Annotated in this window: 4 protein-coding genes and 2 pseudogenes; 5 read left to right on the top strand and 1 reads right to left on the bottom strand. The window is 69.0% G+C overall.

The genetic code is table 11. The features are described from left to right. Positions 1–307, bottom strand: a pseudogene (locus ACFQ9K_RS45400) (esterase family protein); the annotation flags it as partial. A gap of 272 nt (positions 308–579) precedes the next feature. Between ACFQ9K_RS45400 and ACFQ9K_RS45395 the strand changes: the two are divergent. The 5 genes and pseudogenes from ACFQ9K_RS45395 to ACFQ9K_RS45375 all read left to right on the top strand — a co-directional run. Beyond that, entirely contained in the window at positions 580–1,992 is a 1,413-nt protein-coding gene (locus ACFQ9K_RS45395) for a condensation domain-containing protein (RefSeq protein ID WP_378726579.1), read from the top strand. Then, positions 1,989–3,650 (top strand): MFS transporter, encoded by a 1,662-nt coding sequence (locus ACFQ9K_RS45390; protein WP_378726578.1) that lies wholly within the window; start codon positions 1,989–1,991, stop codon positions 3,648–3,650. Before ACFQ9K_RS45395 ends, ACFQ9K_RS45390 begins: the two co-directional genes overlap by 4 nt. After that, positions 3,647–5,335: a glycosyltransferase family 39 protein gene (locus ACFQ9K_RS45385; RefSeq protein ID WP_378726576.1), complete on the top strand. Its 1,689-nt coding sequence runs from the start codon at positions 3,647–3,649 to the stop codon at positions 5,333–5,335. The genes ACFQ9K_RS45390 and ACFQ9K_RS45385 overlap by 4 nt, the downstream gene beginning before the upstream one ends. 12 nt (positions 5,336–5,347) lie before the next feature. Further along, the gene (locus tag ACFQ9K_RS45380; RefSeq protein WP_378726574.1) at positions 5,348–6,286 is read left to right on the top strand and encodes a glucosyl-3-phosphoglycerate synthase; all 939 of its coding nucleotides are present in this window, start codon (positions 5,348–5,350) and stop codon (positions 6,284–6,286) included. A 47-nt stretch (positions 6,287–6,333) separates the two neighbouring features. Continuing rightward, positions 6,334–6,586, top strand: a pseudogene (locus ACFQ9K_RS45375) (esterase family protein); the annotation flags it as partial.

Below are 6,586 nucleotides of genomic sequence, written 5' to 3'. Positions count from 1 at the left end.
TCGTCCAGCTGCTGCCCTCACTCCCGCCGCTGGCGCCGTTGAGCAGATACAGGGTCGGCGCGGGACGCGAACCATCTTGCGCCGCATACACTTCCAGATCGACAGGCGCCGCCATCGCGGTCGAGTACACCGTCACCAACAACTGCCGGCCCACGCCCGGGCGCACCGAGACGATATGTGACCCGTCCGATTCGGCAGTACCGGCCGCCGGATCGGCGACCGCGACCGGCGTCGCCCCGGCGATCGAGAGCACGAGGGCGGCGGTCAGGCGGCACGCGACGCGGCGAATGCGTTGCCGCACCGGCATATTCGCAGCGAAGGTGGCCACCTGGTACCTCCTGGCCGATCGATGGTTGTGCTGGTGTGACACCGAACGTAAGACGCGCTGGTGAGCACCGACAAGGTGTCCGCGGGTTGTTTGGACAGCGGACCAGTCGCGCGGGCTCGCGGCTGGTGCACTTCACAGAATCGGCCGTTCTTCATGGACCACCGTGTGGTTCATATCGTTAACTCGGTAACTGCGACGGCGGTTGCACCGCCTTTTCTGGGGATTCCCCACGGCACGAATTGAGGGTACCTGTGGTTGGTTTCGGGTTCATCGAGGAATGGGTTCCAGCGCCGGGACGGCTCACCAGTTGGACCGCGACGCCACAATCGCTGGACGCGGCCCGGCGCGCGCCGATCCATCCGATACCGCCCTCCCACCAGCAGGAGCAATATCTGCGCGTCTTACATCGCGACGCGGAGGCCGGATTCGGCGGATCACGCCTGTGCATGATTTCGTTCACGATACCGGGATCGCCCGACTACGCCGCCTGGACCAGCGCATTCACCGCGTTCCTGCGCCGCCACGACACCTTCCGCAGCTGGTTTTCCGTCGCGGACGACGGCAACGTCCGACGCCACGTGATGTCCCCCGCGGACATCGACTTCCAGCCGACCGAGCACGGCGACTTCCCGGATAGCGCGGCAATTCGCGCCCACGTGGAGATGCGGACGCCGAGCGCCCTGTGGTGGGATTGCTTCGGTTTCGGCGTTATCCAGCACACGGATTCGTTCACCGTGTACGCGGGCGTCGACCATTTGCACACCGACGGGGTCGGGCAGGCATTGACCTGCGTCGACCTGTTGCTGCTCTACGGCAATGAATTGTCCGGCGGCAAACTCGAACCGCAGCCGGTGGACGGGCACCTCACCTATTGCGAGCGCGAACGCTTCGGCAGCGCCGAATTGACCGCACAGTCACCGCGGATCCGCACCTGGCTGGAGCTGCTGCGCCGTAATGACGGCGACGTGCCGCATTTTCCCGCGGAACTGTCCGCCGGCGCCGAGCGCGGCGCGCAACGCACGGTGCACCTGATCGACGAGGCCGACGCGCTACGCTTCGAGGAGATCTGCCAGGCCAACGGCGCCCGCTTCACCGGCGGCCTGTTCGCCGCGGCGGCCTTGGTGGAGGCCGAAATGTCGGGCGGGGATTGGTATTTCGGCCTCACGCCGGTCAATACCCGCAGCACGGCGGGTGAGACGAGTTCGATCGGCTGGTACACCAGCCTGATTCCGGTCGAGTTCGAGGTCGATCGCGCCGACACCTTCGCCACGATAGCGGCGCGGGCACAGGCGGCATACGACCGCGGCAAGGAGCTCACCGATGTGTCCCTGCATCGCGCGTTGGAGCTCGCTTCGCCCGAACTCGGTATCCGCACACGGCTCGGCTGGACGGCGCGGATGCTGTCCTACGTCGACGTGCGCAAGATCCCCGGCGTCGAGATGTTCGATCAGATCAACGGCGGCATGTACGCCAGTCGCGGCCGGTCGAGCGACGTCTACATCTGGATCAACCGGTTCACCGACGTAACCCAGTTGAGCCTGCTCTTCCCGGACACACCGGAGGCGCACGCCGCGATCGATCGCTACATCGCCGCGACCAGAACGGTTTTCGCGGCCGTCGTCACCGACGGCGACTACGCGCCGCGCGTCGACGCGTTGTCGTGACCGCCTCGACTTCGCTGCCGGTCGAGGCGGAGCCCACCGCAATCACCTTGTCCGCGTGGGGTTCTCTCGGTGCGTGCCTGCTCGCCGTGTTCTTGCAGATGCTGGATCTGACCATCGTCAACACCGCGCTGCCGGAGATCGCCGATGACCTCACCGCCTCGGGCGCCGCCCAGGTGCTCGTGGTCTCGATCTACAGCCTGACCTTCGCCTGCACCTTGCTCACCGCGGCCAGGGTGGGCGCGATCCTCGGACGACGGCGCGTGTTCTTGCCCGCGCTCACCGTGTTCGTGGCGGCGTCGCTGTGGTGCGGGTTGTCGCAGTACGGCACGGAACTGATCGTGGCGCGGGGTATCCAGGGGCTGGCGGCGGCGGCGATGTCGGCGCAGACTATCGCGATCATCACCGCGTCGTTCCCGCGGGCCCGGCGCGCCCTGGCATTCGGAATCTACGGTGCCGCAGCCGGTCTGGCGGCGATCGCGGGGCCGCTGGCGGGCGGTGTGCTGGTGGCGATCGATCCGTTCGGGGCGGGCTGGCACGCCATCTTCCTGATCAACGTTCCGCTCGGCACGGTCGGACTCGCCCTGGCGTATCGGTATCTGCGGCACGACTTCTCGGAGGATCAGGAAGGACTCGACCTGCCCGGCGCGGTGCTGTCGACGCTCGGACTGTTCCTGGTGATCTGCCCCGCGACGATCGGGCGTGAACGCGGCTGGCCGCCCGCGCTGCTCGTGCTCGTGCTGAGTGGATGCGTGGTCCTGACGCTCTTCGCACTCCGCCAGTACCGTCTGGCCCGCCGCGGGGGTAGTCCGCTGGTGCGCGTCGAACTGTTCGCCGATCGCGGTTTCGCCCTCGGTGCGGTGCTGACCGTGGGATTCTTCGGTGTCTTCGGCGGGTTCCTGTTCAGCGTCTCGGTCGCGGCCCAATCCGGGCTCGGCATGACCGCGATGCAGACGGCATGGCTGATGGTGCCGTTCGCGCTCGGCGGCGCGCTCGGCGCGCTGATCTCACCGCTGCTGGTGGCCCGCTGCGGGTCGCGCGCGCTGACCGTCGGCATGCTGGTGTTCGCGGTCGCCGTCGTCGGCATCGCGGTGCTGATCGACCCGAGTCGGGCAGCCGTCGACATCCCGCTGCTGGGCGGCCCGGTGTTCCTCGCGGGTACCGGCATGGGCTGCTTCGCCGCTCCCCTGCCCGCCCTCATGCTGGCCGGCGTCGCCGACCGCGTCACCGGTTCCGCCTCCGGCACCGTGCCCACCCTGCAACAACTCGGTACCTCGGCCGGGGTGGTCACGCTCGGCGGGTTGTTCCTGCACCGGGTCGGCGGCACCGCGTCGGCGGCGACGGTTCGGTCGGAAGCCGTACTGGCCGAACAGCTCACGACCGCCGGCGTGCCCACGGACCGGCAGCAGCCGATCCTCGCGAGCTTCGCCGACTGCACCGAACGCGTATTGACCTCCCCGACCCCGGCTCTCGGCAGGCATACCTGCACAACCGGCCGGGACATCTTCGGTCCCGCGCTGGACTCGGCAACCGACGTCGCTACAGCCCACTCCTATCTCAGCGCCTACCTCACGGTGCTGTGGGTGGTCGCCGCCACCGCTCTCGCGCTGACGGCGATCACCTTCGCACTGCCCCGTCGCCCGGTCCGGGACGACCGATGAACGGCGACGCCGGCGGGATATCGAGTGCCTCCGCATTGAGCCGGCGCGCGGCGAGATTCGCCGTCCTGCCGTCGAAGCCGGGTCCGGAATCCGCGGCCGCACGCAGCACCGCGGCGGACAGTGCATCCGTCCGTTCCGATTCCGGCCGCCGCGCCGTGCGACTGCCTGCCGGACAGGTTCCGGAGTTCGCCACCGTACCGGTCATCGTGGTGGCGGTGACGACAGCGGTATTCCTGATCGCCAGGGCGAGTCGGTACGGCTACTTCGGCGACGAGCTGTATTTTCTCGCGGCGGGGCGTCGGCTCGCGGTCGGGTACGTCGATCAGGGGCCGTTGGTTCCGCTCGTGGCCAGGCTCGCGGATGTCCTCGCACCGGATTCCCTTGTGGTGCTGCGCCTTCCCTCGATCGTGATGGCCGCGGGCGGCATCCTCGTGGCGGCGGCCTTCGCGCGCGAATTCGGCGGCCGGGCCGGCGCTCAGCTGCTGGCGTGCGTCGCCTACGCCGCGTGCCCGTTCGCGATCACGCAGTCGGCGACGTTGTCCACCTTCGCGTTCGACGCGACGCTCTCGGCGGCTGTGCTGTGGCTCGTCGTGGCGTGGGTCCGGCGCCGGCGCGACGGCCTCGTGCTCGCCGCCGCCGTGGTCGCGGCCGTCGACATGCAGGTCAAGTTGCTGCTGCCGGTGTTGTTGGCGGGCATTGCGTTCGGCGTCGCGCTGTCCGGACCGCGCGAGGTGGCGCGTCGGCCCGCGGCCTGGCTCGCGGCATCGCTTGTCGTGGTCGCCGCGACGCCCGGTCTGCTGTGGCAGTCCGCGCATGGCTGGCCACAGCTGGAGATGGGCACGGTCATCCGTGCCGAGCAGTTGGCCGCCACCGGTGGATCGATCGGCCTGCCGGTCCAATTCGCGATGCTCACGGGACTGCTCGGCACTGTGCTGGCGCTGTACGGGTCATGGGGGCTGCTACACCACCCGGCCCTGGCGCGATACCGGTTCCTCATCGTCGTCGTCCTCACCCAACTCGGGTTCGTGCTGGTCAGCGGCGGACGGCCGTACTACCTGGCGGCACTGTTGCCGGTGCTGTTCGCCGCGGGGGCGGTGACGACACAGGACACCGTTGCCCAGCGCTGGTGGCGCGGCAGTGCGGTCGCACTCACGGCGGTGACGGTGACTATCGCGGCGGTGGTGGTCCTGGCACTGCCGCAACAGGTTTCGCGGTTGTCCGAGCCGACGGCCGATCACCGTGAGCTGTCCACGCGGCTCCGGGTCTACGGCCCAACCGGCTGGCCGGAGCTGATCGCCGCTGTCACCGACGCCTACACCCGGATCGATCCGGCCGAACGCGGCCGGACCGCGATCATCACCCAGACCTATTGGCAGGCAGCCGCGATCGACCGGCTCGGCGGTACCGGTCGCCCACCGGTCTACAGCCCGAACCGCGGCTTCGGCTACTTCGCCGCCCCACCGGACACCGCGACCACGATCCTCTACGTCACGGTCGGCGACGCCGAACCCGCACTGCGCCCGCTGTTTTCCCGGCTGCGCGCGCTGACCCGCGCCGACGACCCGCTCGGCTTCCCCGGCATCTCCCGCGGCGTCACGGTATGGCGCTGCGACGACCCGACCCGCCCCTGGTCCGAAACCTGGCCCCACCTCCGCACATTCACCCTCGACTCCGGTCTGATCTGAAAGGACCGCCACATGGTCCCCTCGCCGCTCGGAGCTACCGTGTTCCACCCCACCTGGTCCCAAGAAGAGTTGCTCGAACGCAAAGGCAGCCGCACCGTTTCGGTCGTGCTGCCCGCGTTGAACGAGCAGGACACCATCGCCGGCGTCATCGCCTCGATGCGCGGGCTGCTCGGCACCTTGATCGACGAGCTGATCGTGATCGACTCCGGCTCCACCGACCACACCGTCGCCGATGCCCGTGCCGCGGGAGCCACCGTCTACACCCGCGAACAGGCGCTGCCCGCGGTCGAACCGCGGCCGGGCAAGGGCGAGGTGCTGTGGCGCTCGCTGGCGGTGACGACCGGTGACCTGATCGTGTTCGTCGACTCCGACCTGATCGCGCCGAGCCCGCTGTTCGTGCCGTCCCTGCTCGCGCCGCTCCTGCTCGATGACGAATTACGCCTGGTGAAGGGCTTCTATCGACGCCCGCTGTCCGGCACGGGCCGGGCGGATTTCGGTGGCGGGCGGGTCACCGAGCTGCTGGCTCGGCCGCTGCTCACCGCGCTGGTCCCCGAACTCGCGGCGCTGATCCAGCCGCTCGGCGGGGAATACGCCGCCACCAGGGAGTTTCTGACCGCCATCCCGTTCGCCCCCGGCTACGGCGTCGAGATCGGGATCCTGCTGGACGCCTGGAAACTGCACGGCGCCGAGGCGATCGGGCAGGTCGATCTCGGCATTCGCGCGCACCGTAATCGCCCGACGCACGAACTCGCCGTGATGAGCAGGCAGGTCGTCGCCACCCTGCTCGCGCGAATCGGTATCCCGGATTCGGGAGTGGCACTGCGGCAATACCTTCCGCACGGATCGAGCTGGCGGACCGCCGAGACGGAGCTCTCGCTGCTCGATCGCCCGCCGCTGGCCGAGCTGATCGATTCCGGCGTCATGGTCGCCCGTGAGATCGAGGTCCGCTGATGGCACCGGCGATTTCGGCACGCACTCGCCGCGGCACCGGCCGGTGGATGGCACTGATCGTCGGCGTGCTGCTGGCTGCGACAAATCCCGTTGGCGCGTCGGCCGATCCGGTCTCTCCCGCGCCGCACATCGACCACCTGCGCTTCGAACAACCACGCCTGATCGATGCCGGGGTCTACTCGGCGGCGATGAACTCCGTTGTCCGCGTGCGGGTCCTGCGGGCGGTCGACCCGGAAGCTCCCGCACCCACGCTGTATCTACTGAACGGGGCCAATGGCGGCGTCGACGGCAGTTGGCTCG

Source organism: Nocardia sp. NPDC056564 (assembly GCF_042793755.1).
Classification (GTDB): domain Bacteria; phylum Actinomycetota; class Actinomycetes; order Mycobacteriales; family Mycobacteriaceae; genus Nocardia.
The sequence above is the reverse complement of the archived record's forward strand: the minus strand, read 5'-3'. Positions and strand labels throughout refer to the sequence as shown.

Excerpts from the sequence above, each read along its gene's own strand:
- ACFQ9K_RS45385 (WP_378726576.1), top strand. The coding sequence starts at position 3,647 with ATGAACGGCGACGCCGGCGGGATATCGAGTGCCTCCGCATTGAGCCGG.
- ACFQ9K_RS45380 (WP_378726574.1), top strand. The coding sequence starts at position 5,348 with ATGGTCCCCTCGCCGCTCGGAGCTACCGTGTTCCACCCCACCTGGTCC.